Source organism: Butyrivibrio sp. AE2032 (assembly GCF_000702965.1).
The window spans coordinates 398,142-420,015 of the sequence record NZ_JNLF01000006.1 but is presented as its reverse complement, the minus strand read 5'-3'; the positions used below and the strand labels follow the sequence as shown (position 1 = coordinate 420,015).

Genomic DNA, 21,874 nt, shown 5'->3' with positions numbered 1-21,874 from the left:
CATGACAATACAAGAAAGACACGACGAAGTAAACAAGATCATAGCGAAGTTAAAAGTCTTGCATGAGAAATACTTTCCGCCAGCTAGACCATTAACCGACGAAGAGTGGGAGAAGTACATAGACGGAATATGGGCCGTTGCAGAGGAATATAAGGGCACTAATCTTGAAAACTTTGCTGCTGAGCTGACAATGGTCTTTTCTGATGATATCGAGAAGGTACATAAAGCGTGGGAAAAAAGGAGGGGGAATGAGGTACAGAAGGCCAAACAAGAATAGTAAATACTGGATAGAGCCTGAGTTGTACGACACAGTTGTTCATTTCTGCCGGTGCTATCCATTGTGGTTAAAGGAACTTGAAACACTACCGGATTCCAGCAAGGCAATAAGCTATGACTCTGATAGGGTACAGACAAGCGGAGGATATGACGTTACTTCTACCCTTGCCCTGAAGAGAGTTGAAGTTGAGAGGAAGGTGGATCTTATACGGACAACAGCCATGATAGCTGACAGTACGATATGGGAATGGATCATTAAAGGAACTACGGAACACTATTCAGTCCAGGATCTTATCCAACAGGGTATGCCGTGTAGTAGGAACTATTTTTCAAGAGTCAGGGGATATTTTTACTATCTACTGAGTAAGAGGATTTGATATATGACAAACGAACGAATAGAGATATTTAAAGAGTTTCTAAGGAAATGGGACTTTGCTTTAATGCCACTAATGCCAATAGCTGAAGCAGAGGCAGAATGGCTTTTAAAAGTACTGGAAGAGAAGGAAGATACAGCAGCCAAAAAGCATGAGTATTACCTTCAGAACAGGGAAGTATTTCTGCAGAGATCCAAAGAACGTTACGAGCAGAAAAAGGCCCAGGCATTCATAAAGGGAGCGAAGAAATGACAAATTTTGAATACATCAAAAGCCTAACCCAAAAGGAGCTGTCACACTTCCTTTGCGAAATGGTCGAAGAGGAGTTTTACAAGACCCATGATGATAACGAGTGGCAGTGCGATCACTGCATTATGCAAGAGCGTTGTTCTGAAATGGGGAATGGCTGGATGAAGTGGCTAATGGAGGAAAAATGAGCGATACCAGACTAGACATAGAACGTGACAAGATGGCTGAGTATGCACAAGCTATGAAGTTTGCCAGACAGGATTACTGCGAGAAAACGTGTGAGGAGCACAACGAGAAATGCCCTTACTACGATCCGGAGGAAGAGTGCTGGGACTATGACGAATGTTTTAGAGATTCAGGAGGTTGGGAATGAGAGAGATAAACGACAGAGACTTAATCATAGCCGAGACAGGATTCTTTATTATAGCGCTGATTGCCTTGGTGCTGATTGTGATATGGGGGTGAGGGAATGAAAATAAGCGAAATCATCACAGATAAATATAAGTTGCGTATGCCGCCAACAGTTTATTATGACCTTTTGGCTGATGTGCATGAGGTGGAAGAGGAGCAAGAGTCAACTACTAAGAATGATTTAGGAGTTGAGGATTGTGTAAGCAGAGCAGAAGTATTAAAGCTGATGAAAGACAATTGGCACACTCATAATGGTGATTGGGCTATGCAAGAGAGTATGGATGATATAAGAGCTTTGCCCTCAGTAACACTACAAGAGCCAAAGACAGGGCATTGGTCACATGATGGTAGCCATTGGAAAAACAGATTTATCTGTTCCGAGTGCGGATATAAATTGTTTGACGAGCCAACAAACTATTGCCCTAATTGCGGAGCAAAGATGGTTGAGCCACAGGAAAGTGAGGATAAGGAATGAGTAGTGTATATAGAGATACCACAGTAACATTGACTGATAAAGAAAAGAATATTCTGGAACAGGCAATAAAGGTATGTGAGCAGATCGCCAGAGATTGTAATGACGAGGATATGTTTGTAGATGCAAGCACGATATTCGCTAATGTCTATGATAATTACAAGAATGGGGAATTGCCTACCATTATACATATCTACGAGTAAGGAGCAGGAAGATGATAATACTTGATTATATCTTTTGTTTTATCATAAAGCGACTTCCACCATGCAAGCTAGAGCAGTGGATGATAAGACAACTTGTAACTTGGATAAGGAAGTGAGGTAGACAATGGGAATGTCGATTGAGGAAATCAAACAGGCAATACACAAAGTTGATTTACAATTACGTCCCTGGATCGTCTTTGCTAATCCGTCAGATGCCAAAGCTATCAAAGAAGCACTTCCAAGGATAGAGGAAGAAGTTGTAATACAGGAAACAGAAGCTATTGAAAGTGGTAAAGCTATCGCTATTGAGAGAGAAAAGTTGGAGGCATGGACTTATGGGAATGTCGATTGAGGAAGTAATTAAGGAATTAAATTGGGAAATAAAAGTACATTCAAGGGTGATTAAAGAAGAGGCTAATAATGTTGATGTTGAATCTGATTGGATGAAACATTGGGAGAGTGTCATTGAAGCATTTAATATAGCAATCAACACCATGCGCAAGTATCAGAAGATAAAAGAGATAATTGTTGATTGGGAAAGTGATGGTGGTGCTTTTGAAATGTCAGAGCCTTATTGGTTGAGGTTGATTCGCGAGGTGGTAGAAGATGGGGGAGAAAAATGAAATTGATAAATGCAAAAGAATTACAGAAACAATTTGATTTAAAAAGCACCAATCCAAATTACCGTGTGAACATACACAATATTAAGTCAATAATCAACAATGCACCAATAGTAGAAGCAATCCCAAAAGCCGACTACGAAGCAAGATTAAAGGCTGATATGGTGGCTGAACTTAAAACGATCTGGAAGGACATTGACGAATTGCAGAAATGGAGCTATCCATTCATTGACTCAGAGGAGAATTGCATAAAAGAGCGTGAGGTCAAGTACATTTTGCAATGTGCAATCGAATATTACGGTGGAAGGGTAGAAGATGAAGATAGCTATTAAGAATTAAAACAGGAACTTAAATGATTTGAGTTGTTAAGGAGGAACTAATATGGCAAACGCAAAATTATGTGACAGATGCAAAGTGTATTTTACACCAAAAGTAAACAACCATATTTATACAGTAACTACGAGAATGGATTTGATTAATGGCGCTTTTGATTTATGCGAAAAATGTTCGGAAAGTTTAGATGCTTGGATAGTTGATGTCCCAGAGGAGCAAACAACTAAAACAAAATAAAAACAGACAGGATGATTCAGACAATGAATGAAGTATTTTATGCAGTAATGGCACTACTACTCATTTGTATGTTAGTGTTTAGCGATTAAAGGGGGAAATAATGGATCCGTGGGAACTATTTTGTGAATTAACCAGGAGAGTAGTTGAGGATCAGAACTGTGTGCTTGATGTGCATATTACCAAAGAAGGGATATTGATGCAGCTTGCACCTTATGAGGACTGGGAGGACGAAGAAGAATGAGAAAGGAAGTCCGGAGTAGTCTTGAATATGCTTGTATGGAAATGAGTAGCTACAGAAGCAGAAGAGCAAAGGAACTTCCTGAAGCATTCTTAAGAAGGCCGTACAAGTACACTATTGCAGAGACTAAGGACGAAACACAAGAGAAGCTACATGAGTTTGATTATTTGAAGTAAATATGGGGGATTTATGAAAATCACACTACATAGCGAGTACGATCATTTTACAATCAGCAAACAGCCTAAATATATCGAATGGACCAATAAGCCAACAGGACTAGACTGTTACGTGAATGAGTATGTAAAGACAGTCAGCACACCACCTGAACAGTCTATAGCTTTACTGATAGAGCCTAGAAGCCTTTACGGAGAAGTATACGACTGGATGAACGAGAACGCGAACAAGTTTAAATACGTTTTCACCCATGACAGCGAACTTCTGAAGCTGCCGAATGCAAAAAAGATCCTTTTTGGGGGAGTGTGGGCCAGTGATCCACAAGTAAAGACAAAGAATATCTCAATGATATCCAGCAATAAGCATTTGTGCCCTTTGCATGACGTTAGATATAACCTATGCAGACAGCTAGAAAATAAAATAGACTGTTACGGCTGGAACGGACACCGGATAGACACGATAAGCGCCCATGCACCGTATAGATTCGCGGTAGTCATAGAAAATTATATAGACGATTACTGGTTTACGGAGAAAATCTGTAATTGCTTTGCTAACAAGACTATCCCCATTTACTACGGAGCCAGGAAGATAGGAAAGTATTTTAACCTTGACGGAATAATCCAGGCAGTCCCGGAAGAGATCCCGGCGCTGATAGAGATTTTGGACTGTGAGAAGACATACAAAGAGCATTTGAGGGCCGTTGAGGACAATTACAAGAGAGTAAAAGACTATTACTGCTTTGAAGACTGGTTTTATAACGAGTATAAGGGGGTATTGGATGGGATTATCAATCATAGCTAATAACTGTAGCGGCTGGAAAATGTATAATTCTTTGCACTGCCGGTATGATTCACCGACTATCGCCCTTCAAATATTGCCGGAGGAGTTCCCAAAGTTTTGCGCTAACTTAAAGCACTACATGAGTCAGGAACTAACAGAGTACAAGGATCTTACTAAAGCACATTACAACCAGATTAAAAGGCTTATAGAAATGGATCCTTACTTCCCAATAGGCCGACTGGATGATATAGCCGTATTATTCCAGCATGAAACAGACTTCCAGGCAGCAAAAGAGAAATGGAACCGGAGAAAAGAACGCCTTAATTATGACAACCTGGTGTATATGTTTTGTTTGGACTACCCACGCTACCAGAAGGAAGCGCAAGAGTTCAGGGACTTAGGACTTCCGAAGTCGTTTATATTCACTAGGGACTTTGACATTCAGGGCGATCATTACCGCTATACAGTCCCGGCAGTAAAGGATCTTTGCTACCTGAACACGGACGGCCCTAACCATTTTATCTTTGAAGGCAATTTCAGACGGGAGGAATTATGGAAACAAAGTTAAGTATCATTATCCCGTGTTATAACGCGGAGCCTTATATATTTGAGTTGCTTGATAGACTGGCCCCACAGATAACGCCAACAGTGGAAGTAATTGTTGTAGACGACGGAAGCAAAAAGCCATTCTCAAATATCAACCACGGATGGGCTAAAGTGATCCGACAGGAAAACCAGGGCGCAAGTGCTGCCAGGAATACCGGATTGGATAACGCAAAAGGCGAATATATAGCCTTTATTGACGCAGATGATTTGGTAAGTGACAAATACATTGAAACCATTCTAAACAAGGCTAAAACGGAGAAATTTGACTATTGTTACCTATCCTGGAAAAGCTTCGGAGGCTGGCCGGCAGACGTAAAACTAACAAGCATTGACGATCATTTTCCAGAGTTTAATCTATGCGTGTGGAATAGGATCTATAAGCGGTCAATGATTGGAAAAGTCAGATTCAATACTAAAAAGGCTGTAGCAGAAGACGCGCAGTTTATCCGAGAAGTGAAGGAAGACGGCAAAAAGAAGGCATTTATCAGCGAGTATATGTATTTCTACCGGAGTAATGCCGACAACTCACTAACAGACAGAGCCGGAGCCGGTAAAGTTCCAATCAAGCGTATTATTTACTACTACGACCACGTAACGCCAGATATGACCTTCTTGATTGACGAATTTAAGGAGCTGGACCAGGACAGCGAAGTTATTTTAATGACTAACAAGAACGAGATCCCGGAGCTGGAAAACTACGCTGTAATAATTCCACCACGCCCCATTAAAGGAACCGAGAGAAGAGGCCAGGAGACGAACTTGTTTTACCAGATACCGCAGCCGATCCGGACGCAAGTATGTATATTTATAGCGGCGGCCCATGCAATCGGAGGTATAGAGACTTGGACGTACAACTTCTGTAAGCAGATGCACAAGTATTATGACATTTTAGTGTTATACCATGAAGGACTTATGCACCCGGACCAGTTTAATAGATTGGCCCCTTACGCCCAGATAATGAACAATGACCCAAACAAGACAATAATATGCGATACAGCTATTAACTGCCGTGTGGTCCTTCCACTGCCTAAAAATGTGGAGTACAAGAAAAAGATCCAGTTAGTCCACACTTGCAGATTAAAGGAACAATGGGAACCAGCAGAGAGCGCAGACGAAGTTATTTATGTATCTAAGACGGCTGCGGAGTCATTTGATAGCCCTGAAAGCAAGGTTATACACAATCTAACAGTCCCGGAAGAACCTAAAAAGCTGTTAATGCTGGTTAGTGCTTGCCGGTTGACCTATGAAAAAGGCGGCGAGAGAATGTTGACCCTTGCCAGAATGCTAGAAAAGAAGGGGATCCCGTATGTTTGGTATGTCTTCACAGATGCACCGATACAGGGCGCACCACATAACATGATCTTTAAAGCGCCAACTTTGAACATTGGCCCGTATGTTAAGGCCGCCGATTGGCTTATACAGCTATCTTCACAAGAAGCGTTTTGCTATTCGATAGTTGAGGCATGGGAAATGGGAACACGTACACTCACAACGCCGCTTCCGGTCCTGGCTGAGCTGGGTTTTGAACCTGGCAAACAAGGTTATATGGTGCCTTGGAACGTAGAAGAGTGCAAAAACATAGAAGATATCTTGTATTCCGAGAAAAAACCGTTTGAATACCGCATAGACAACGCAAATATCGTTAAGCAGTGGCGCAAAACACTTGGAAATACTAAGCCCACAAAGAAAAGAACCGTTAAAAAGGGCTTCAAACTGTGCATGGCCTTAAGAGACTTCGACGATATGCACGAAAAGAGAAGAGTCCGGAAGGGTGAAATATACCAGGTGCCAGAAAATAGGGCCGTTGACGGTCAAAGACAGGGATTTTTCAAGATAATAGCATAATAAAAAGCCCTTGGAGTTGATCCAGGGGCCTTTTACTGTCCTATTATGAAATTGTTGCACCGGTTAAGAAGTGGAACCTTTCAAGCATTTGCTTTGCTTCTTGGTGTAGTTCTTTGTATTCCGGGTAAAGATCTTCAACGCCTTGCGCTTCATCTGCAGCATAATACAAAGCTGCTTCAAGTCCTGATAATGTGTCAATGATTGCCTGGTTGTAATTTGTTCTCATTTTGTGGCCTCCTGTAATATTGCTAAATGCTTTTTTGCTGTTTTTAGTGTCATAGCCTTGGCGTATGTGTAATCGAAGCCCCATTTATAGCCATATTTTGATGTGCTTGTGAGATATAAGCCCCATTTTCCGGGTACTTCGTCGCCAGTCTGGTGTATTATATAGCCGTCAAAGCATTTTTCTAACTCGTATTTTCTCATGTTGTCCCTTTCTGCCGGTGTTGTGGGACCGGCGGCCCGTTGTCCTATTAGTCAATTCTTACGCAGTAGGGGATTCTGTAAATATCTCGCAAGTCTGTGTTGAAGGATCTGCAGTAATTTTCTAGCTTTTCCTTTGTCTGCATGATGTAGGCCCTTACTTGCTCCATTTCTCCTATGTGGCTTTCTATGTCGTATGCCTTCCGGAGTAGCATTTCTCTATGTTCCTGAAGTGATTTTATTATCTTGTCTGCTGGGATCCTTTTTCCTTCTGTCAGGTCTTCGGCTTTGATGTTTGCTAGTCCTATATGAAAGCTGTAATGGCTTTCCGGGTAGGTGTATATCTCAAAAAGATATTGATTTTTATTGCAAAATACCCGGCCTTCTGTGGCTTCCTTTAGTGCCTTATCAAGTCTGCAGTTATATACTTTGCCGTCAAACTGCTTTACAACCTTTGCGACTGTGTTTATATATCCGGCTGCATTCCTGTAGGCGTTGGCCCTTGTTTGTGCTGCCTTGTTTGCGTCTTCTATACTTCCGTAGAATCTCATTTTGTCCTTTCTCCGGCAGTTTACCGGCTGCCGGTCCGGGTGTCCTATTATGCAAGCTTGTTAAACTCTGCTAGGTTTTCATTCTCTAAGATCGTAAGCTGTCTAAGGGCTTCGCTTAACTTGTCGGTGATCTCGTTCAGCTCGTCGCCGTTTATAATGCCATCATCCCTGGCGGCGTCTGCAATATCTGATAACAGATAAACTCTTGCAGTTACGCTAGCAATCTTTTTCAGGTCGCTTCTGTTGGTCCTATACTTGTTGTATGCGTTCAACTCTGCGATTGACTTATAAATGTTTTTTAACTGCCTTCTGATTTCGTTTTTCATTTGGTTAACCTCCTTTTATTGGTTCCCGGAAGCTTTCAGGGCCTCCGGGATATTGTCCTATTATCTTTTTTCGATTGTTCCTTTGCCGGTCCATACTGTGTTGATCCTGTCGGCGCCGTGTCCTATAGGGAAGTACCTGGAATCAAATCTGTACTCGTTGCCCTTAACCGAAAACAAAATATAAAGGCCGTCTCCGTCTGCTTCTAATAGCTTGATATCTGATAATTTGGGGCTAAAACCATATTCACAATCAAGCGCCTGTTTTGCTATGTGTCTGAGTTCCTGTTTTGTCATGTTGTTATCCTCCTTATACTTTCTTTAATCCTTCCGGGCTTTCTTCGTAGATCTCTACAGTGTAGCCGCGGCTTATAAGATCCTTTTGTTCTGCCTGGGCTTCCTCGATTGTGTCGCAATACCTGGAAGCTCCGAAATAAGCGCCGGTGCTGGTCTTGTGTGCTGATACATGATATTTTTTCATTGTTTGATCCTCCTTAAATTGTCCTATTAGGTTTTTTCTGGAAATCCTCCCGGAAGTTTTGAGGCTTCCGGAAGGTAAAAGGCTTTTATGCCTCGATTGCTTTCTGTTCGTTCTCGTATCTTGTTGTGTCCCACATATTTCTGAGATCTTCCATGTTGTAAACTTTGCCGTTTCTTTTGTGATATTCGCCTTCGTGGAAGTACCAGGCCTGTTTTTTGCCTGAATACTTGAATTTAAGCTCTTTAAGCTGGTCCTTATAGTCTTTTGTATTGCCTGATACCCAAATCCATGAGCCGATCAATTCTACTGTGCAGCCGTTAAACCTTGTTAATGTCCTTATAAGATCTGCGAACTGTTCTGGTGTTTCGTTTGTTTCCTTTGTGTAGGTCTTGCCTTCGTGGTTCTTGTGAATGTTCTTATAAGTGTTAAATGCTTCTTGGTATTCCTTATACATTTCGCGGAACTTTGCAGCGTCTCCGGTTGCTGTATTGTCTGGGTGAAGCTCTTTTGCTAACTTGTGAAATCTTGCTTTTACTTCCTCTAATGTCTCGCAGTTGTTAAAGTATCTTGTCATAGTTTTGATCCTCCTATATTTGAATTGTTTTTGTGTTCTTTGTTTTGACTCTATCCAGCGGCCGACTGTTTGAGGCGATCCGGTGTAGTTGTGAGTCGTTGTTTGTTTTGTTGAGCTTATAATACATCTATGGGAACATATACGCAATATCAATAATGCACAAAGATATATGGGAACATTTGTGCAATATGTATATGGGTACATATAAACAAAAGGGTTATAATATATGAGAACATAGATAAATACTACATTTGAGGAGGTTTTTACTTATGGGTGCCAAATATACAGAAGCACAAGCCAGAAGCGCAAAAAAATACTTGGAAAAGTTCCAGGAAATCAGGATCCGAATGACTGCAGAAGAGAAAAAACAAATATATGCAGATGCAGAAGCAGCCGGAAAAAGTGCAAATCAATATATATTAGATAAGCTGCTGCCTCTAAGGGTAAAAGATACTAATTAAAAACTAAGTGCACAAGGTAACACCAAATTAAATAAAATAATAGTATAGAGATTGTGAAAATCTCAAAGCAAAGCCCCCAAAGTTTTGCAGATGATACCTTTCATACCTCATAAAAAGAGCATTGACCTATCACAGGCCGGTGCTTTTTTGTTTGCCTGGAATACAAAACTATTTTTTTCTATTAGATGGAGATAAAAAACATGGAAGACCTGAAAATCAATATTGATAAATTAAATAAAGTTGCTGCAGATCTTCCAGAAGTAAAGAGAAAAGAAGACGGAAGCATTGACCTGGAAGCAATCACAATAGAGATCGACCCAAAAGGAAACAGGATCATTCCTGATGATTTATTTAATGCTTACTATAAAGAACTACCAAGCAAAGTTATAAATCAGAGTAAATCATGGAGAACTTCCAACGGGGGAAAGATAAAAATATTAGGTGGAGATCCTGAAGGCGATAAAGCAATACATGAGGCTGGAGGCAAAGCATTACAAGCAACGTTAGCGCAACGCCGTACTTGTAAAGAGATATTGGAAGAAATCGCAAGAAAAAAGGCGCCTATTGAATATTTAGAAGATATGGAACTGCCAGAAGATACAAGCTGCTTGGAAGCTGCCAACTATGCACAGGCGCTCAGGGCGATCCGGGGAGATACAAAAGCATTAGAGTATATCAGAGACACATTAGGAGAGAAGCCAACAGAGAAGATCAACGCAGAAGTAACAGCGCTAACACCTGAAGACAAGGAACTGCTGGAAAGAGTCAGTCGGAGACTAGAAGCAGAATAGGACAGCACCACAATATATAGATAATTGATAGAAAAAGGATCAGGAAGGCCAGAAGAGAACAGGCTACAATCCGCATGGTTAAGCTATTCTAACAGATGATTGCGTAAAAGCATAATTTAACGCAATGATAAAAACGGTTTAGCTCCTGGACTGCTGCCGGATCTCACAGGGGAGAAGATCAGAAGAGCCGGGGCTTTTTTTCTAGACTCTTTTCTTTTTCTGCTGGATCTTCCAGGCCCCAGGGGGGCACCCTACCCCCACCACCCGGCGCAGCGCCGCGCGACTCCGGGACTCCAAAGGGTTGTTCCAAAATTTTTTTCCCAAAAATCAACTCGTCAGACATTGACCTTTTTTAACATCAGGTCTCAAAAATCACGGGGTTATATAAAAGTGGATTTGAAGAAAAATGAGGTTGTAAGTCAGATGGGTGCTGAGCTTGGAACGATTTTGAATTAAATTGATGTAATTTAATCTAAGGTGAGTAAATGTTCAATAGAAATGACTTTTACCCGGAATTGAATATGACAAACGCTGCCAGGAATGAGCTGGCGAATAGGCCTAGATATGATATTGAGGGCGATAGACGGTACGGGAATACACTGTCAGATGATATGTTTGCCCTGAAGAATAAGAACTATCAAGGGCATACACCTGAGAGTTATGAGTATTTCAATGATCCTGAGCCACAGGTCCAGACGCAGATGAGTCCGGCTGGTGGATGGGGAGAAGTCATGGGTATACCACAGCTGAAGAAGGATCCCGTAGAGCAGTATATAGCGGCTAATCCCTATCTGAAGTATGGAACAAATGAGCATGAAGCTAGACTGTTTGGACGTAAAAAGAATGTCGGGACAGAGGCGCTTCCTTGGGAAACATATAGAGACGATTGGACCCTGGAAGATGATATTTTGGAGTTTCCTGATTCATACACACAGGAACAAGTAGCATGGGCCGAACAGCAAAGAGCAGATAGAGAAGCAAGGAATAGAGTTGCCAGTTTGGGGACAGATGATCTAAGGGCTGAGAAGCTAGGGACCTATCAGGATCCTACTGAGTGGGTATCACGAAGGGATTCAGACGTAGACTCCACTTTGGGAACATTGGTAAATTATGGAGCATTGTCCCCGGCAACAATAGAACAGCTTGCAAAGATGGGAGTAAATAGACCGGTAGAGAGCGATCCAAATTCAGATGATGCAGCATTGTATTTGAATTTCCTACTGGACGCATATCGGAGAAAGAATGAGCAGACTAACGATTAGACTAAATGACTATCAAAGAGACGTATTGCAGAGGAAGGCGAAGGAAGCTGAGTTCTGTGAGAGTGAGTTGGTACGGATTCTAATTGATAAGTTCATTGAAGGAAAGATCCAGATAAAGAATAGTTCAGTCTTTGAAGGGGCAGATATCACCGGACTTAGGAGGATTGCAAATAAGAAAGGGGTATCTGTCCAGTGTTTGATAGATGCAATAGTGGAGCAGTTGGATGAGCCTAAAGGAAGTAAGAGATAAGGAAATAGAGTATTGTTCTGAGCATATCACATACTTCGTTGAAGAGTACGGGCATATAGAGGACAGGAATAGTCCTGAGATAGTCGTTAAGTTTAGGTTGTGGAATGAACAGAAGAATGCTCTACAGGAAATGGCACATAATAAGTGGACCATTATCCTAAAGGCCAGACAGTTAGGTATTTCATGGTTAGTACTCCACTATGCTGTGTGGCTGATGGTATGTAGGACTGGAAGAAGTGTTATCGGCCTTTCAAAGTCCGAGACAGAGGCAAAAGAGTTAGTACGTAGGATGGTCTTAATCTTGCGGAATATGCGTGCCCTTGTCAGAGAGAAAACAGATAAAACCGGATGGGATGGGGCATGGTTTGATTTTAACGCCCTGTCAGTAACAATACATCACCCTGGAAAGAGCGATAGTACTTTTCAATGCTTTGCCAGTGGTGAGAATGCAGCACGTTCCTTTACAGCGGATCTTATCATATTTGACGAGTGGGCCTTTCAGCAGTTTGACCGTTCTATCTGGACGGCTGCTTTACCAGTAGTAAATAGGCCACAGTCCGGACAAGTAATAGGAGTATCGACCATACAGAGAGGTTCATTGTTTGAAGAGCTATATACGACTCCGGACAATGGCTTTCATAAGATATTTATTCCCTGGTACGCTGATCCAGCACGTACACAGGAATGGTACGATAACACGCTGAAATTATCAGGAAAAGCGGCTATGTGGGCTGAGTACCCGGCAACCGTAGACGAAGCTTTAGACGTTCCTGGTGGTAGATTTTTCCCGGAAGTATCGGATGATTCTATTTTGACGGATGAGCCACTAAAGCAGAATACAGTTTGTTATTGTGCTATGGACTATGGACTGGATATGTTGTCGGCCTTGTGGGTAAAGAGAGACGCTTTCGGCAATTCTCAGATAATCCACTATGAAAGGGACCCTAATCTGCCAATTAGCGCGGCTTGTGAGCGAGTTCTAAGAGGGACGCAGCTCTTAAAAGACCGCGGCGAGATAACAGACGTAGAACAATACTTAGCACCACCGGATTTGTGGAATAGATCCCAGGAAACCGGTAAGTCAAGGGCCATTATTTTTGCTGAAAATGGTCTTTTTTTGACTAAAGTCAACAATGATATCGCTGCTGGTTGTACTGCCATGAAAGAATTACTGATACATGGTGAAGGCCAGAAGTCGAAATTAACAATTTTGAATAATTCAGCGCCTAATCTGCTTATGTGCCTTAAAAAAGTGCAGACAGACGCAAAAAAGCCGAATATGTACGCCAAAGATCCGCATGATTTAACGCATGATTTAGACGCACTAAGGTATTATTCGGTTTACTGGACCCACGGAGCGCAAAATCCTACGGAAAAACGCCGTATGAAGTGGCGAAAAGACCAGTGGGAGGACTACCGTAATGCCAGTATAGAAGACAAAAAGTACCTGATTAGTATTTGGGGAGAACCTAACTAATGTTTGAAGGGTTAAAAAAGATGCTTAATAAGACAAAAAACAAACTGGAAACACCAAAGGACGTTCAGAAATGGCAGTCTAAGCTGGATTCTGCCCGTTCTCAGTATGAAGAGCAGCTAAAGAACATGGCTAAGTACGAAAAGTACTATGCCGGGGACAGATCCGTTCAGGCAAACCCCAATACTGGGATAGATCCCACAAAATTATCGACAAATGTAAGAAATATTGTCTATGAGCTGATAGAGTCTCAGGTGGATTCCTCAATCCCAATGCCAAGAGTAAGGGCTATACACCCTGAAGATGATGAGTTGGCAAAGAAAATGGAGAAATTCCTGGAAAACAAGGTGAAAACTTGCGGATTAGTCCTTATGAATGACTCAGTAGAGAGGACAGTCCCCATTGTTGGAGGTTCCTTTACCAGAGTAGAGTGGGACACAAACAGAGGCCTTCACTCAGAGATAGGAGATTTAAAGGTTACAGAGCTTCATCCTAAGAAGATCATCCCACAGCCGGGAGTTATAGACTTTGACGAAATGGATTACTTCTTTATCCAGGAGTTAATGACAAAAAAGACCGTCAAAAGAGTGTATGGAGAGGACGTTTCAGATTGTGAGAACGACCTTACTAATGATTTGACGGAAGGCATAGAAGGCGCTACGCAGAATGACGATCTTGTGACAGTAAATACCGCATTCTACCGGAATGATGAAGGTGGAGTCGGTATTTTTGTTTGGTGTGATTATGTGAAGCTGCTTGACCTGGAAGAGTACGAAGCTAGATACCTTGACCGCTGTGAGAAGTGTGGTGCAGTCATGGTTGATGGTAAGTGCCCTGAGTGTGGATCTAAGAAGGCTAAGAAGTCCAAAGAAGACTATGAGGAATTAGTGGACGCTGTAGAGATTACTGTTAAGGGACAGCCTCAGAGAATTGACCCTGAAACGTTCACAGAAGCCCCTATTTTGGACGAAATGGGGCAGCCCTTATATGACGAGTACGGACAGCCAAAAATGGAAATAAAGCGTGAAAAAAAGAAGGTTCCGTACTATAAGCCGAATGTATATCCGGTAATCCTCCGGAAGAACATAACCGCTCAGAACAAGCTGCTTGGAGAGAGTGATGTTAATGTCATAATCGACCAGCAAGACACCATTAAAAAGCTTGGTACACAGATGAATGAAAAGCTTTTAATGGGCGGATCCCTTGTAATCCTTCCTCAGAATTTAGAGATTCAGAAGGACGGAGAACAGTTCAACATTGTGCGTATCAATAATGCCAATGATAAGTCACTGATAGACGTAATGAATTTACAGCCCAATATACAGTATGACTCACAGTATTTAGAGACTAACTACTCATGGGCTAAGTCAGCGCTTGGTATTACTGACTCTTATCAGGGTAAATACGACGCTTCAGCTACTTCCGGAACAGCAAAGCAGTATTCCATTAACCAGGCTGCCGGACGTTTGGATTCAAAGAGGACACTTAAAAATGAAGCATACGCGAAACTATATGAGATCATGTTCAAATTCTGGCTGGCTTTCTCTGATAACCCCAGCGAAATATCTTCCGTAGATAAGGACGGACAGCCTGAACACGAACAGTTAGATAGAATGGAGTTCTTAAGGATAGACGCTGCCGGTGAGTTTTACTGGGATGATGAGTTTATCTTTGAGACAGACCCTACATCAACTCTTATGCAGAACAGAGAAATGATGTGGAACCAGACAGATATGAAGCTGCAGTCTGGTGCCTTTGGTCCTGTTGGTGATCTTGAAACCGCAAAAGCATACTGGACCATTATGAAGGCAAACGGATATCCTAACGCTTCCTCAGTTCTTAACCTGGTGGAGGAGAGGATAGCAAAGCAAAATGAAATGGCAGCTATGCCACAAGGAGGTATGCCAAATGAAATGCCCCTTATGTAATACAGAAATGCGTATCACAGCAACAGATTATGTTGTGAATAACGGTAATCTGTTTACCAGACAGATCTTAACTTGCAGAAATAAGAATTGCCAGAATTTTGGTAAGGAAGTTAAGACAATATACACGCCTATGGTTGTTTCGGAAGACAACAATGCAGAGGTTACAAGCACTGAATAAGTGCTTTTTTTATACCTAAAATATGAGAGTAAGGCATGGAGGGGTAAGTTCCCTCCACTCTCTACCTAGCAAATGGAGGTAGAGAATGAAAGGCAAAAATCAATATGAAGTAATTGGCAATGTAGCAAAGGTCTATTTCAGGAGTGGAGGCTTCTTTATTTGTGATGCTGACAAATTCTTTGAATTGCTTGCGGATCACACTTGGCATAAAGACGCAAGAGGATATGCAACAGCTTCTATCAGATATAAAGAAGTTTCGGCGCATATTGTTTTGTTGGGGAAACAAGAAGGCAAAGAAATAGACCACAAAAATAGAAACAAGCTAGATAACAGATTAGAAAATTTGCGTTTTGTTTCGCATCAAGAAAATATGCAAAATCGTAGTGCAAATGTAAAGAATGAAACAAAATGTATCGGAATACGGAGAAGTAATAACAAAAAAGGATATTTAGCTTTTATTCACGTTAATAAAAATACGATTTACCTCGGTACTTTTAAGAGCCTTGAAGAAGCAGTAAGGGCCAGAAAAGCAGCCGAGGCTTTTTATTGGGGCAAACAGGCACAAGCCTGATACCTACAAATCGCAAGTGGAGAGCGTAAACATCACAAGAAGAAAGGAAATTGAATATGAAGAAGTTTGATGATGGTCTTTTCCGTTACAATCTTCAGTTTTTTGGAGAGGACGGAGAAGGAACAAGCGAGACCACTCAGGAAGTCGCTGAACCTGAAACCGCAGATGCAGACGAAGGCACCGAAGAGAGTACTGACGAAGGCGTAACAGAGGACACCGCTAATCCTCCGGTACAGTCAGAGGACGCTAACAGAGCATTTGCAAATATGCGTAGGCAGATGGAAGCAGCCCAGAGAAGGGCAGCGGAAATTGACGCACAGTACGCAAGACAGTTCGGAAATCTGAGAAATCCAGAGACCGGACAGCCAATCAGAGGCGCACAGGACTACTTTGACGCACTGGCAGCACAGGAAAGAATGGCTGCTAGAGAACAGTTAAAGCAGAACAATGTGGATCCTTCTTTGATTGACAAAATGATTGCCAATTCGCCCGTTATGAGACAGGCACAGGCAGCAACAGCCGAGCTAAACAATATTAAATCACAGCAGCTAATTGAAGATGATGTTAAAGAGGTTATGAGGATAGATCCCACACTTTCCAGTAGGGAAGACTTCTTTAAGGATCCTTCAGTTATAGAAGCTGTGAATTACATTCAGGGGCACCCTGGAATGAGGCTTAGCGAGGCATACAAAATTGTTAATTTTGACCGGCTTTCAAGTTCCAAAACAGCTGCAGCTAAACAGGCCGTAATCAATCAGGTTAAAGGCCAGAGTCATTTAGCAAACGGCAACGGATTGAATGTTCAGGACACTTCAGAGGATATTCCAGCAAATATGTTGGATTCCTTCAAAGATATGTTCCCGGACAAGTCCATGAAGGAATTGAAAGTCCTCTATAACAAGACACTACAATCCAGGAGGTAAATAATTATGTCAGTTGTAATCAGAGCAAGCGAAGGCTTGAAGAATAACAGAATGTGGGATGAGTGGGCTACACTCCTTGATGCGTGCATTTATGATTCAGACGCGCAGCAGAATAACTACGATCAGATCGTAAAGGCTCTTGCACTTGAAAAGAAGTCTAAGAGATGGGGCGAGAAGTCAATCACAATGGGCGGCCTTGGAAACTTCCAGTCTAAGACTGAGGGCCAGGACGCTACACAGGATCAGTGGGAACAGGGCTTTGAGAAGTTCGTTCAGCACGCTTCATTCGGTCTTGAAGTTCAGATTTCTAAGGAGCTGAAGGACGATAATATGCTTGATGATGCAAAGTCAAAGGTTATCAACCTTGTTCAGGCATATAAGAGAACCAGAGCGCAGCTTGCTACAGACGCTATCACAAAGGCTGTAACAGGAACAACTTCCATTTCCTTTAATGGAGCTACAATCGACGTTACTTGCGGCGACGAAAAGCCACTCTTCAATGAGGAGCATCTTTTCAAGACAGCTTCCGGAAATACACAGTCTAACTACTACAGTGATGTATTTGATTCTCACGCAGTAGTTCTTAACAAGGCTGCTAACAAGATGAGAAACTTCAAGGATGATAGAGGTAACGTACTTGGCTTCACAGCCGACACAATCGTTATCCCTGGTAACGATCCTGAGTACGAAGATTACATCAAGAAGGTAATCGGATCTGACGGTGAAGTTGGAACAAACTACAACGATATCAATACACAGAGAGGCAGATGGAAACTGGTTGTAGATCCTCTTTGGACTCCTACAATTTCTGCATCTAACCACCCTGTAATCATCATGTCTTCTGAGGCTCTTAAGGCCCTTCAGGGAACAAAGTTCTACGACAGAACAAATCTCGATATCGAGACAGACGTAGACGTTCACAGCAGAAACCTTACATACAACGGCTTTGCTAGAATGTCTATCACATTCCCTAACTGGAGACACGTAATGATGATTGGTGCTTCTGCTTCAACAGCTACACTTGATCGTGCTGTTTCCTTCTAAAAGTTTTTAGGTTTCGGGGGCCGGGGGCAATACTCCGGTCCTCTTTTTAAAGGAGAGTTTATGGTAGTAGGAGAAAAAATCACACGCGACGGAAAAACTTATGTGATTACTGATGTTTGGGGAAACAATTTCGGTATGAGAGAAGTTAAAGAAGAGGAGAATGTCCCGGTATTTGAGGAAACCCCCGTTGAGGAAGTTAAAGAAGAGACTCCTAAAAAGAAAGTTGTAAGAAGAAAGAAGGCTTAAGATGGCTATTACCTGGAAGGATATAAAGTTCACAACATTACAGAAAATGTTTTCCATTACCGGATCAGCTACAACTATCCCTAATGATAGTGCCACAATGGAATACGTTAATGCTATGCCAGCAGCTTGTAATGAGGCACTTCAGCTTCTTTCTACTGCCGGAAAATTCATAATCAAAGAATATCAGTATGCTAATTATCCTTTCGATAATCTCTTAGGAAAAGATACTTTCAAGTTATATTCTGCAGTAAATGACTCCCTTTCATTTGCAGTGGAAGGGGCATTATCTTATTACTTCAAGATTCAGGGAAGACCAACATCATGCAAGTTGTATGTTGGCACACATGAAGTCAAAGACTTTTACCCTGAAGACAATGAGATCAATTCTAAACAGTTCACCACCTTTAAAGGGAATATCACTTATCCAACATTGGAAGAAGGCGAGGACGCTACTGTTAGTCTTCAGATTGAAGCATGGACTCCTATAAATGTTCAGAATGTATGCTTTTATGCTGCAGCTTTTGAAGAGGACAGTGACGTTCCACCTTTTGAAGAGTATATCCGTATAAAGATGGATGAAGTTGTAGAAGACTTTTACCAGCTTGCCCCGGCAGAGTTATACGATCTTGGCAAGACTGGAAATAATTATATAGTTGCGAATGACTATTTTCAGGAAGCAGATAAGACACTTGTTATTCCTAGAAATAAGCCTGGTATTTACATCATTCATTACCGGGCATATCCGCAGCAAATGACATTGGAAACAGAGGATGAAACAGAGCTTGCACTTGATCCTGAAGTTGCTGTTTTGATTCCTTTATATATGGCTTCTCAGATATATAAGGATGATGATTTGTCTATTGCGACTCAGCTGAGAAATGAGTTCGAGGTAGGAAGAGAAGCATTGTCACAAGAAGCGCTAGTACCTAAAAAGGAGAAGTTTGTTACTTCTAGTGGGTGGGCATAATGGCAGTTAATTTTAAGATTCCTAGTAGTCCTAAAAAGCTAGTATATGAGTCAAGCAACTTCCTTGGTGCGGACTTTACTTCTGAAGCTTCTACGGTTGATGATACAAAGTCACCTAACGTAGAAAACATGATAAGGTCCGTTCCTGGAAAGATCCGTAAGAGGATGGGCTATAAGCTGTTTGCTGATTACGGGGAGACAATTTACGGAGTACACCACCTTTCAACTACGGACGTATGGCTTATTCATGCCGGAAATAAACTGTATAACCTTACAGCTCCTAAAGGTTCAAAGTGGATAGATCATGTAAATAACTTCATTGTGGACCATGAGGCAGAGCCTAACAATATTCTGTTTCAGACAGGAGACGTAAGCATAACTCTTATTTATACCGGAATGGCGCGGCATAGATCAGTAAGCTTTCAGCTTAACCAGAAGCTTATTATCCTTGACGGTACAAAGCTGAGAGTATATGACGGTTCAACAGTACAGCCGGTAGAGAATATAGCTTATATTCCTACATTGTCTATTGCAAAGGATTATACCGGAGGCGGCACAGATTACGAGCCTTTAAATCTTTTACAGCCAGGATTCATTGAGCAGTTTTATGTAAAAGAGGATCAGGCAAGCGTTACAACCTTCCAGCTTACTTTTGGTAACTTGGACGCTACAACGGTTAAGGCGTGGCTGCTAAATAGCAGTGGTGCATGGATAGAAAAGACAGAAGGAACACACTTCACAGTCAATAGAAGTACCGGAGTGGTTACTTTCACATCAGCCCCCGGTCCTAGCCCTATAGCCGGTGAAGACAACGTAAAGATTCAGGCATATAGGACAGTTGCCGGATATGCTGACAGAATAAATCATTGTACTATTGGCGCTATGTTTGGTGTTAATGGTGCTGGTGATAGATTGTTTGTTTCAGGTAATCCGGATCAGGGCTATGACGGTGACGGCAATCTGTTCACATATATAAATTGTGACTGGTTTTCACAGCAGTATGACCCAACTTACTTTGCTGATACATGGTATTCAAAGCTTGGTTCTGATACTTCAGCAATCATGGGTTATTCAATCATCAATAACTACCTGGCAGCGCATAAGGATTATAACGAGTTGTCGCAGTCAATTCTTATCCGTGAAGGTGACTTGGTAGATGATGAGCCAGTATTCAAGCTGATAAACACTCTTCAGGGTGCCGGCGCTATTTCAAGATATTGCTTTAGTTATTTAGCAACAGAGCCGGTATTCTTAACACGTTTAGGAATATTTGCAGTTACAGCACAGGATATCACGGGTGAGAAGTACGCACAGGATCGTAGTTATTATCTTGAAGGTAAGCTCTTAAAAGAGGATCATTTGGAGAACGCTATAGCCTTTACCTGGAAGGATTATTACCTACTTGGTATTAACGATCATGTATATATTCTTGATGGCTTGCAGCCAATCAGGACTGATAGATCAAGGCCCTACGCTACTAGACAGTACGTGGGGTATTATTTTACGAACGTTCCGGCAACGGTCTTCTTTGAGATCAATGGTGAATTGTTCTTTGGATCCACGGACGGAAAAGTATTTAAGTGGTACACGGATGATAAAGCTTTGGAGTCCTATAACGACAATGGAGAAGCTATCAACGCTGTATGGGAGACAGCAGATATCTCAGAGAAGCTTTTCTACAAGAAGAAAACATACAGATATCTTGCTATTAGGTGTATGCCTGAAATTGCTTCATCTATCCAGGTATGGGCGCAGAAGCAAGGCCAGTGGGTAGAGCTTAAGGACGATACAAGTACACTTAAGTATTTCTCCTTTGAGAATTTCATCTACTCAAAAATGACCTACTCATGTAACAAGACACAGAGGATATCAGCCACAAAGATAAGGCTTAAGAAGTTGGATCATGTGAGATTCAAATTTGTGAATGATGATCTTAATGAGCCTCTTGGAATAAATGACTTTGCGGTTGAATACACTCAGGCCGGTAATGTTAAGTAAGGAGGAATTATGGCATTTAATAAAGTTACGCCACAAGACAGGGCGAATAAAGGAAATGTGGGTCTTCCGGACACTCCGAACATGACCGCGAATGAGCTACAAGAAAGAATGGATTCATTACCTAACCTTGGCATTGATAAGCTTAACGAGCTGATAGATGCACTCAACGCAATTACAGCAGCCGGAAATGTGGGTATGACTATTCCTAGTGGAGTTAGTACTACACAGGCTACAGTGCAAGGCGTAGTAAATGCTATGGTGCTGGATTGGTCTTTAAACACAACAAATAGACATAACCATTCTAATAAGGCTGTTCTGGATGGTATTACTCAGGACGCATTAAACAGTTACAGTGCATTGGTTACGCTTCTTACTGGAATAGCAAGCATATCCAATACAATTACAAATAACTCGGCGGCACTCCCTACTGATAAGGCAGTACATGACTATGTAGAAGGCTTTGATATTCGGTCTAAGGTTCTTGCAGCTGCTTATCCGGTAGGTTGTGTTTATTCCACTAAAGGAGCAGCGCCGACAGCTATTTTCGGAGGTACTTGGTCCCTGATCGACACAGACGCACAGGGCGTTAATAGATATCTCCGTACAGCATAA

Annotated in this window: 37 protein-coding genes; 30 read left to right on the top strand and 7 right to left on the bottom strand. The window is 41.8% G+C overall.

The window, feature by feature from the left end; all coding sequences use genetic code 11:
- The first annotated feature begins 1 nt into the window (after position 1).
- The 16 genes from BO18_RS30210 to BO18_RS33835 all read left to right on the top strand — a co-directional run bounded on the left by BO18_RS30210 (position 2) and on the right by BO18_RS33835 (position 6,818).
- Positions 2–277: a hypothetical protein gene (locus tag BO18_RS30210; protein WP_034452488.1), complete on the top strand. Its 276-nt coding sequence runs from the start codon at positions 2–4 to the stop codon at positions 275–277.
- Positions 249–653, top strand: a complete 405-nt coding sequence (locus BO18_RS30205) for a hypothetical protein (protein WP_034452486.1) — start codon at positions 249–251, stop codon at positions 651–653. Before BO18_RS30210 ends, BO18_RS30205 begins: the two co-directional genes overlap by 29 nt.
- Positions 654–656: 3 nt before the next feature.
- A complete protein-coding gene (locus BO18_RS30200) occupies positions 657–902 on the top strand; it encodes a hypothetical protein (protein ID WP_034452484.1) in 246 nt (81 codons plus the stop codon).
- Positions 899–1,087: a hypothetical protein gene (locus tag BO18_RS30195; protein ID WP_034452483.1), complete on the top strand. Its 189-nt coding sequence runs from the start codon at positions 899–901 to the stop codon at positions 1,085–1,087. Before BO18_RS30200 ends, BO18_RS30195 begins: the two co-directional genes overlap by 4 nt.
- Positions 1,084–1,272, top strand: a complete 189-nt coding sequence (locus BO18_RS30190) for a hypothetical protein (RefSeq protein WP_034452481.1) — start codon at positions 1,084–1,086, stop codon at positions 1,270–1,272. Before BO18_RS30195 ends, BO18_RS30190 begins: the two co-directional genes overlap by 4 nt.
- A gap of 96 nt (positions 1,273–1,368) precedes the next feature.
- Positions 1,369–1,785, top strand: coding sequence for a zinc ribbon domain-containing protein (locus BO18_RS30185; RefSeq protein WP_034452479.1), 417 nt, complete (start codon positions 1,369–1,371; stop codon positions 1,783–1,785).
- Positions 1,782–1,985: a hypothetical protein gene (locus tag BO18_RS30180; RefSeq protein WP_034452478.1), complete on the top strand. Its 204-nt coding sequence runs from the start codon at positions 1,782–1,784 to the stop codon at positions 1,983–1,985. The genes BO18_RS30185 and BO18_RS30180 overlap by 4 nt, the downstream gene beginning before the upstream one ends.
- Before the next feature lie 124 nt (positions 1,986–2,109).
- Positions 2,110–2,337 (top strand): hypothetical protein, encoded by a 228-nt coding sequence (locus BO18_RS30175; RefSeq protein ID WP_034452477.1) that lies wholly within the window; start codon positions 2,110–2,112, stop codon positions 2,335–2,337.
- Entirely contained in the window at positions 2,321–2,608 is a 288-nt protein-coding gene (locus BO18_RS30170) for a hypothetical protein (protein WP_034452476.1), read from the top strand. The genes BO18_RS30175 and BO18_RS30170 overlap by 17 nt, the downstream gene beginning before the upstream one ends.
- A complete protein-coding gene (locus BO18_RS30165) occupies positions 2,605–2,937 on the top strand; it encodes a hypothetical protein (protein ID WP_034452475.1) in 333 nt (110 codons plus the stop codon). The genes BO18_RS30170 and BO18_RS30165 overlap by 4 nt, the downstream gene beginning before the upstream one ends.
- 49 nt (positions 2,938–2,986) lie before the next feature.
- Positions 2,987–3,175, top strand: a complete 189-nt coding sequence (locus BO18_RS30160; RefSeq protein WP_034452474.1) for a hypothetical protein — start codon at positions 2,987–2,989, stop codon at positions 3,173–3,175.
- Between the two features lie 100 nt (positions 3,176–3,275).
- Positions 3,276–3,416, top strand: a complete 141-nt coding sequence (locus tag BO18_RS35255; RefSeq protein ID WP_185752637.1) for a hypothetical protein — start codon at positions 3,276–3,278, stop codon at positions 3,414–3,416.
- On the top strand, positions 3,413–3,589 hold the full coding sequence (locus tag BO18_RS35250) for a hypothetical protein (RefSeq protein ID WP_185752636.1): 177 nt from the start codon (positions 3,413–3,415) through the stop codon (positions 3,587–3,589). The genes BO18_RS35255 and BO18_RS35250 overlap by 4 nt, the downstream gene beginning before the upstream one ends.
- Before the next feature lie 13 nt (positions 3,590–3,602).
- Positions 3,603–4,388: a glycosyltransferase family 10 domain-containing protein gene (locus BO18_RS30155; protein ID WP_051689316.1), complete on the top strand. Its 786-nt coding sequence runs from the start codon at positions 3,603–3,605 to the stop codon at positions 4,386–4,388.
- Positions 4,366–4,935 (top strand): DUF1919 domain-containing protein, encoded by a 570-nt coding sequence (locus BO18_RS30150; RefSeq protein ID WP_034452472.1) that lies wholly within the window; start codon positions 4,366–4,368, stop codon positions 4,933–4,935. The genes BO18_RS30155 and BO18_RS30150 overlap by 23 nt, the downstream gene beginning before the upstream one ends.
- Entirely contained in the window at positions 4,920–6,818 is a 1,899-nt protein-coding gene (locus tag BO18_RS33835; protein WP_051689315.1) for a glycosyltransferase, read from the top strand. The genes BO18_RS30150 and BO18_RS33835 overlap by 16 nt, the downstream gene beginning before the upstream one ends.
- Before the next feature lie 43 nt (positions 6,819–6,861).
- Here BO18_RS33835 and BO18_RS30140 read toward each other — a convergent pair whose 3' ends face one another.
- The 7 genes from BO18_RS30140 to BO18_RS30115 form a co-directional block, all read right to left on the bottom strand.
- A complete protein-coding gene (locus BO18_RS30140; RefSeq protein WP_034452470.1) occupies positions 6,862–7,044 on the bottom strand; it encodes a hypothetical protein in 183 nt (60 codons plus the stop codon).
- Complete coding sequence (locus BO18_RS30135; RefSeq protein WP_034452468.1) at positions 7,041–7,244, bottom strand: hypothetical protein; 204 nt, start codon at positions 7,242–7,244, stop codon at positions 7,041–7,043. The genes BO18_RS30140 and BO18_RS30135 overlap by 4 nt, the downstream gene beginning before the upstream one ends.
- 47 nt (positions 7,245–7,291) lie before the next feature.
- Positions 7,292–7,792, bottom strand: coding sequence for a hypothetical protein (locus BO18_RS30130; protein ID WP_034452466.1), 501 nt, complete (start codon positions 7,790–7,792; stop codon positions 7,292–7,294).
- A gap of 47 nt (positions 7,793–7,839) precedes the next feature.
- Entirely contained in the window at positions 7,840–8,118 is a 279-nt protein-coding gene (locus BO18_RS30125; protein ID WP_034452464.1) for a hypothetical protein, read from the bottom strand.
- Between the two features lie 60 nt (positions 8,119–8,178).
- On the bottom strand, positions 8,179–8,412 hold the full coding sequence (locus BO18_RS30120; protein ID WP_034452462.1) for a hypothetical protein: 234 nt from the start codon (positions 8,410–8,412) through the stop codon (positions 8,179–8,181).
- Positions 8,413–8,425: 13 nt separating this feature from the next.
- Positions 8,426–8,596 carry a hypothetical protein gene (locus BO18_RS35245; RefSeq protein WP_185752635.1) on the bottom strand — a complete coding sequence of 57 codons (171 nt, stop codon included), beginning with the start codon at positions 8,594–8,596 and terminating at the stop codon, positions 8,426–8,428.
- Positions 8,597–8,681: 85 nt separating this feature from the next.
- Positions 8,682–9,170 carry a J domain-containing protein gene (locus BO18_RS30115; protein ID WP_034452459.1) on the bottom strand — a complete coding sequence of 163 codons (489 nt, stop codon included), beginning with the start codon at positions 9,168–9,170 and terminating at the stop codon, positions 8,682–8,684.
- A gap of 269 nt (positions 9,171–9,439) precedes the next feature.
- Between BO18_RS30115 and BO18_RS30110 the strand changes: the two genes are divergently transcribed.
- From BO18_RS30110 to BO18_RS30045, 14 genes are all read left to right on the top strand, one after another.
- Positions 9,440–9,631, top strand: a complete 192-nt coding sequence (locus tag BO18_RS30110) for a plasmid mobilization protein (RefSeq protein ID WP_034452457.1) — start codon at positions 9,440–9,442, stop codon at positions 9,629–9,631.
- A gap of 200 nt (positions 9,632–9,831) precedes the next feature.
- On the top strand, positions 9,832–10,422 hold the full coding sequence (locus BO18_RS30105) for a hypothetical protein (protein ID WP_034452456.1): 591 nt from the start codon (positions 9,832–9,834) through the stop codon (positions 10,420–10,422).
- Positions 10,423–10,907: 485 nt separating this feature from the next.
- Positions 10,908–11,684: a hypothetical protein gene (locus tag BO18_RS30100; protein WP_034452454.1), complete on the top strand. Its 777-nt coding sequence runs from the start codon at positions 10,908–10,910 to the stop codon at positions 11,682–11,684.
- Complete coding sequence (locus BO18_RS30095) at positions 11,665–11,934, top strand: hypothetical protein (protein ID WP_034452452.1); 270 nt, start codon at positions 11,665–11,667, stop codon at positions 11,932–11,934. The genes BO18_RS30100 and BO18_RS30095 overlap by 20 nt, the downstream gene beginning before the upstream one ends.
- Positions 11,909–13,411 carry a terminase large subunit domain-containing protein gene (locus BO18_RS30090; protein ID WP_034452450.1) on the top strand — a complete coding sequence of 501 codons (1,503 nt, stop codon included), beginning with the start codon at positions 11,909–11,911 and terminating at the stop codon, positions 13,409–13,411. Before BO18_RS30095 ends, BO18_RS30090 begins: the two co-directional genes overlap by 26 nt.
- Positions 13,411–15,336: a hypothetical protein gene (locus BO18_RS30085; RefSeq protein ID WP_034452449.1), complete on the top strand. Its 1,926-nt coding sequence runs from the start codon at positions 13,411–13,413 to the stop codon at positions 15,334–15,336. Before BO18_RS30090 ends, BO18_RS30085 begins: the two co-directional genes overlap by 1 nt.
- Positions 15,317–15,514, top strand: coding sequence for a hypothetical protein (locus tag BO18_RS30080; RefSeq protein WP_034452447.1), 198 nt, complete (start codon positions 15,317–15,319; stop codon positions 15,512–15,514). The genes BO18_RS30085 and BO18_RS30080 overlap by 20 nt, the downstream gene beginning before the upstream one ends.
- Positions 15,515–15,599: 85 nt before the next feature.
- Positions 15,600–16,085 (top strand): HNH endonuclease, encoded by a 486-nt coding sequence (locus BO18_RS30075; RefSeq protein WP_051689314.1) that lies wholly within the window; start codon positions 15,600–15,602, stop codon positions 16,083–16,085.
- A 56-nt stretch (positions 16,086–16,141) separates the two neighbouring features.
- Positions 16,142–17,008: a hypothetical protein gene (locus tag BO18_RS30070; RefSeq protein ID WP_034452445.1), complete on the top strand. Its 867-nt coding sequence runs from the start codon at positions 16,142–16,144 to the stop codon at positions 17,006–17,008.
- Between the two features lie 6 nt (positions 17,009–17,014).
- Positions 17,015–18,052, top strand: a complete 1,038-nt coding sequence (locus BO18_RS30065) for a phage major capsid protein (protein WP_034452443.1) — start codon at positions 17,015–17,017, stop codon at positions 18,050–18,052.
- Between the two features lie 60 nt (positions 18,053–18,112).
- Positions 18,113–18,298, top strand: coding sequence for a hypothetical protein (locus BO18_RS30060; protein ID WP_034452442.1), 186 nt, complete (start codon positions 18,113–18,115; stop codon positions 18,296–18,298).
- A gap of 1 nt (position 18,299) precedes the next feature.
- Positions 18,300–19,265: a hypothetical protein gene (locus tag BO18_RS30055; protein WP_034452441.1), complete on the top strand. Its 966-nt coding sequence runs from the start codon at positions 18,300–18,302 to the stop codon at positions 19,263–19,265.
- Positions 19,265–21,262: a hypothetical protein gene (locus BO18_RS30050; RefSeq protein WP_034452440.1), complete on the top strand. Its 1,998-nt coding sequence runs from the start codon at positions 19,265–19,267 to the stop codon at positions 21,260–21,262. Before BO18_RS30055 ends, BO18_RS30050 begins: the two co-directional genes overlap by 1 nt.
- A gap of 108 nt (positions 21,263–21,370) precedes the next feature.
- Positions 21,371–21,874, top strand: coding sequence for a hypothetical protein (locus BO18_RS30045; RefSeq protein ID WP_185752634.1), 504 nt, complete (start codon positions 21,371–21,373; stop codon positions 21,872–21,874).

Excerpts from the sequence above, each read along its gene's own strand:
- BO18_RS30055 (WP_034452441.1), top strand. The coding sequence starts at position 18,300 with ATGGCTATTACCTGGAAGGATATAAAGTTCACAACATTACAGAAAATG.
- BO18_RS30140 (WP_034452470.1), bottom strand. The coding sequence starts at position 7,044 with ATGAGAACAAATTACAACCAGGCAATCATTGACACATTATCAGGACTT.
- BO18_RS30050 (WP_034452440.1), top strand. The coding sequence starts at position 19,265 with ATGGCAGTTAATTTTAAGATTCCTAGTAGTCCTAAAAAGCTAGTATAT.
- BO18_RS30085 (WP_034452449.1), top strand. The coding sequence starts at position 13,411 with ATGTTTGAAGGGTTAAAAAAGATGCTTAATAAGACAAAAAACAAACTG.
- BO18_RS30045 (WP_185752634.1), top strand. The coding sequence starts at position 21,371 with ATGGATTCATTACCTAACCTTGGCATTGATAAGCTTAACGAGCTGATA.
- BO18_RS30070 (WP_034452445.1), top strand. The coding sequence starts at position 16,142 with ATGAAGAAGTTTGATGATGGTCTTTTCCGTTACAATCTTCAGTTTTTT.
- BO18_RS30095 (WP_034452452.1), top strand. The coding sequence starts at position 11,665 with ATGAGCAGACTAACGATTAGACTAAATGACTATCAAAGAGACGTATTG.
- BO18_RS30110 (WP_034452457.1), top strand. The coding sequence starts at position 9,440 with ATGGGTGCCAAATATACAGAAGCACAAGCCAGAAGCGCAAAAAAATAC.
- BO18_RS30205 (WP_034452486.1), top strand. The coding sequence starts at position 249 with ATGAGGTACAGAAGGCCAAACAAGAATAGTAAATACTGGATAGAGCCT.
- BO18_RS30200 (WP_034452484.1), top strand. The coding sequence starts at position 657 with ATGACAAACGAACGAATAGAGATATTTAAAGAGTTTCTAAGGAAATGG.
- BO18_RS30175 (WP_034452477.1), top strand. The coding sequence starts at position 2,110 with ATGGGAATGTCGATTGAGGAAATCAAACAGGCAATACACAAAGTTGAT.
- BO18_RS30210 (WP_034452488.1), top strand. The coding sequence starts at position 2 with ATGACAATACAAGAAAGACACGACGAAGTAAACAAGATCATAGCGAAG.
- BO18_RS30185 (WP_034452479.1), top strand. The coding sequence starts at position 1,369 with ATGAAAATAAGCGAAATCATCACAGATAAATATAAGTTGCGTATGCCG.
- BO18_RS30080 (WP_034452447.1), top strand. The coding sequence starts at position 15,317 with ATGAAATGCCCCTTATGTAATACAGAAATGCGTATCACAGCAACAGAT.
- BO18_RS30065 (WP_034452443.1), top strand. The coding sequence starts at position 17,015 with ATGTCAGTTGTAATCAGAGCAAGCGAAGGCTTGAAGAATAACAGAATG.
- BO18_RS30105 (WP_034452456.1), top strand. The coding sequence starts at position 9,832 with ATGGAAGACCTGAAAATCAATATTGATAAATTAAATAAAGTTGCTGCA.
- BO18_RS33835 (WP_051689315.1), top strand. The coding sequence starts at position 4,920 with ATGGAAACAAAGTTAAGTATCATTATCCCGTGTTATAACGCGGAGCCT.
- BO18_RS30150 (WP_034452472.1), top strand. The coding sequence starts at position 4,366 with ATGGGATTATCAATCATAGCTAATAACTGTAGCGGCTGGAAAATGTAT.
- BO18_RS30195 (WP_034452483.1), top strand. The coding sequence starts at position 899 with ATGACAAATTTTGAATACATCAAAAGCCTAACCCAAAAGGAGCTGTCA.
- BO18_RS30135 (WP_034452468.1), bottom strand. The coding sequence starts at position 7,244 with ATGAGAAAATACGAGTTAGAAAAATGCTTTGACGGCTATATAATACAC.
- BO18_RS30120 (WP_034452462.1), bottom strand. The coding sequence starts at position 8,412 with ATGACAAAACAGGAACTCAGACACATAGCAAAACAGGCGCTTGATTGT.
- BO18_RS30075 (WP_051689314.1), top strand. The coding sequence starts at position 15,600 with ATGAAAGGCAAAAATCAATATGAAGTAATTGGCAATGTAGCAAAGGTC.
- BO18_RS30100 (WP_034452454.1), top strand. The coding sequence starts at position 10,908 with ATGTTCAATAGAAATGACTTTTACCCGGAATTGAATATGACAAACGCT.
- BO18_RS30125 (WP_034452464.1), bottom strand. The coding sequence starts at position 8,118 with ATGAAAAACGAAATCAGAAGGCAGTTAAAAAACATTTATAAGTCAATC.
- BO18_RS30060 (WP_034452442.1), top strand. The coding sequence starts at position 18,113 with ATGGTAGTAGGAGAAAAAATCACACGCGACGGAAAAACTTATGTGATT.
- BO18_RS30180 (WP_034452478.1), top strand. The coding sequence starts at position 1,782 with ATGAGTAGTGTATATAGAGATACCACAGTAACATTGACTGATAAAGAA.
- BO18_RS35245 (WP_185752635.1), bottom strand. The coding sequence starts at position 8,596 with ATGAAAAAATATCATGTATCAGCACACAAGACCAGCACCGGCGCTTAT.
- BO18_RS30090 (WP_034452450.1), top strand. The coding sequence starts at position 11,909 with ATGAGCCTAAAGGAAGTAAGAGATAAGGAAATAGAGTATTGTTCTGAG.
- BO18_RS35255 (WP_185752637.1), top strand. The coding sequence starts at position 3,276 with ATGGATCCGTGGGAACTATTTTGTGAATTAACCAGGAGAGTAGTTGAG.
- BO18_RS30155 (WP_051689316.1), top strand. The coding sequence starts at position 3,603 with ATGAAAATCACACTACATAGCGAGTACGATCATTTTACAATCAGCAAA.
- BO18_RS30190 (WP_034452481.1), top strand. The coding sequence starts at position 1,084 with ATGAGCGATACCAGACTAGACATAGAACGTGACAAGATGGCTGAGTAT.
- BO18_RS30165 (WP_034452475.1), top strand. The coding sequence starts at position 2,605 with ATGAAATTGATAAATGCAAAAGAATTACAGAAACAATTTGATTTAAAA.
- BO18_RS30170 (WP_034452476.1), top strand. The coding sequence starts at position 2,321 with ATGGGAATGTCGATTGAGGAAGTAATTAAGGAATTAAATTGGGAAATA.
- BO18_RS30115 (WP_034452459.1), bottom strand. The coding sequence starts at position 9,170 with ATGACAAGATACTTTAACAACTGCGAGACATTAGAGGAAGTAAAAGCA.
- BO18_RS35250 (WP_185752636.1), top strand. The coding sequence starts at position 3,413 with ATGAGAAAGGAAGTCCGGAGTAGTCTTGAATATGCTTGTATGGAAATG.
- BO18_RS30160 (WP_034452474.1), top strand. The coding sequence starts at position 2,987 with ATGGCAAACGCAAAATTATGTGACAGATGCAAAGTGTATTTTACACCA.
- BO18_RS30130 (WP_034452466.1), bottom strand. The coding sequence starts at position 7,792 with ATGAGATTCTACGGAAGTATAGAAGACGCAAACAAGGCAGCACAAACA.